Below are 1,849 nucleotides of genomic sequence, written 5' to 3'. Positions count from 1 at the left end.
GGATACAGGCGATCTTCACCTCAAACGCCACGCCACTTGGGGAATGCAGGATGAAACGGGAGGCGCAGATGGCAGGTCGGGTGAGCGGAAAGGTGGCGCTGGTCACCGGCGGGGCGAGCGGGATCGGGCGCGGTTGCTGCGAGAAGCTGGCCGCGGAGGGCGCATTTGTCGTCTGCACCGATATCCAGGACCAGCTCGGCGCCGAGGTCGTGGCGGGGATAACCGCGGCCGGCGGCAAGGCCGAGTACGTCCGTCACGATGTCACCGACGAGGACCAGTGGGCCTCCGTGGTCGCCGGGATCAAGGCGCGGCACGGGCGGTTGGACATCCTGGTCAACAACGCGGGCATCGGGATCGGCGGGCCGATCACCGAGATGTCGCTCGCCGACTGGCGCCGCCAGATGGACATCAATGTGGACGGCGTCTTCCTGGGCGTGAAGCACACCTTGCCGTTGATGCGGGAAAGCGGCGATGGCGGCTCGATCGTGAACATGTCCTCGGTGGCGGGCCTGAAGGGCTCGCCAAACCTGGCCGGCTATTGCGCCACCAAGGGCGCGGTGCGGCTCTTCACCCAGTCGATCGCCATGGAGTGCGCCATCGCCAAGGACGGCATCCGGGTGAACTCGGTGCATCCGGGCCTGATCGAGACGCCGATCTGGCTGACCGTCGGCCAGGCGGTCAACCCGCTGGCCAATGCGCCGCCGGACCTGGACGCCATGTCGGCCGCCTCCGTGCCCCTGGGCGTGAAGGGCTTCCCGGAGGACATCGCCAACGGCGTGCTGTGGCTATGTTCGGCGGAGAGCCGCTATGTCACCGGTCAGGAGCTGGTGATCGACGGCGGGCTCACGGTGCGCTGAACGCGACGGCGGCCCGCTGGTAGGCGGGCCGCTGCTGCATGCGCTCGCGGTGCGCGGCGAGGCGCGGCGGGATCGCCTTGCCCAGCGCGCCCTCCCACATGCCGAGCGACGTGGAGATGGCGATGTCCGCCAGGGTGAGCGCCTCGCCCACGAAATAGTCGCCGTCCAGCAGGCTCTCCACGTAGTCCAGCATGCCCGCGACCCGGGCCTCGCAGAAGTCGTTGGTCCAGTTGGCCTTCTCGCCCTGCGGCGCGGCGAACTTCGCGCCCATCAAGGGGTTCATCAGCCCGCCCAGGCTGGCCTCGCTGGCCACCGTGAGCTGCAGGGCCCGGGCCATCGCGGCGGGTGCGGCCGGGAGCAAGGGCGTCGGCCCGTAGCGCTGCGCCAGGTAGAGCATCTGGGCCACGCTCTCCCCGATGCCGACGCCCCCCTCGTCATCCAGGAAGGGCACGGAGCCCGGCGGGTACTTGGCCCGGTAGGCGTCCGGGACCGGGAACTCGTAGCCCACGGCCCGGTAGGCCAGCCCCATCTCCTCGCACTGCCAGACCACGCGCAGGCCGCGCACGCCGCGGCTGAAGTTGTGGACCGTGATCATGCGACTGCCCGCCCCCCTCAGCCGGCCGAGAGCTCGGCCGCCATGGCCTCCAGGCGGTCGTAGCCCACCGCCATGCCGTCGGTCATGCCGGACTGCACCGCCATGTCCCGGATCTCCTTGGACGGGAAGCGGGCGTTGATGGTGAGCGTGGTGCGCCCGCCGGCCTCGGCGAGGGTCAGGGTGTTGACGGAAGGCTCCTGCGACCCCCACGGCGGCTCGAGGCTGAGCGGTTGGCCGTCCAGCCCGTCCATGTTCTCCGTGGTGACGATCCGCTGTACGGGAACCACCTCCAGGTGCTCGCCGTAGGAGCCGAACTGCGCGCCCGTTTCGTCGTTGCGCCAGACGTAGCGGTAGCGGCCGCCGACCCGCAGGTCGACCGTGCAGTGGGGCATGCTCC

General features: G+C 70.1%; 3 protein-coding genes. 1 reads left to right on the top strand and 2 read right to left on the bottom strand.

Features of this window, described 5'->3' with window-relative positions; genetic code table 11:
* Window positions 1-857 (top strand): SDR family NAD(P)-dependent oxidoreductase (locus tag QZV94_RS24820; protein ID WP_293683119.1); only part of this gene is annotated, 857 nt, incomplete at its 5' end.
* Here QZV94_RS24820 and QZV94_RS24815 read toward each other — a convergent pair.
* Together QZV94_RS24815 and QZV94_RS24810 are read right to left on the bottom strand one after the other, a co-directional pair.
* Window positions 844-1,452 carry a glutathione S-transferase family protein gene (locus QZV94_RS24815; protein WP_293683117.1) on the bottom strand — a complete coding sequence of 203 codons (609 nt, stop codon included), beginning with the start codon at window positions 1,450-1,452 and terminating at the stop codon, window positions 844-846. The genes QZV94_RS24820 and QZV94_RS24815 overlap by 14 nt on opposite strands.
* Before the next feature lie 17 nt (window positions 1,453-1,469).
* Window positions 1,470-1,849, bottom strand: a 380-nt coding sequence (locus QZV94_RS24810) for an SRPBCC domain-containing protein (protein ID WP_293683115.1), incomplete at its 5' end; no start/stop codon positions are given.

The sequence above is a fragment of the uncultured Phenylobacterium sp. genome, from assembly GCF_902826855.1.
Classification (GTDB): domain Bacteria; phylum Pseudomonadota; class Alphaproteobacteria; order Caulobacterales; family Caulobacteraceae; genus Phenylobacterium.
The sequence above is the reverse complement of the archived record's forward strand: the minus strand, read 5'-3'. Positions and strand labels throughout refer to the sequence as shown.

Excerpts from the sequence above, each read along its gene's own strand:
- QZV94_RS24815 (WP_293683117.1), bottom strand. The coding sequence starts at position 1,452 with ATGATCACGGTCCACAACTTCAGCCGCGGCGTGCGCGGCCTGCGCGTG.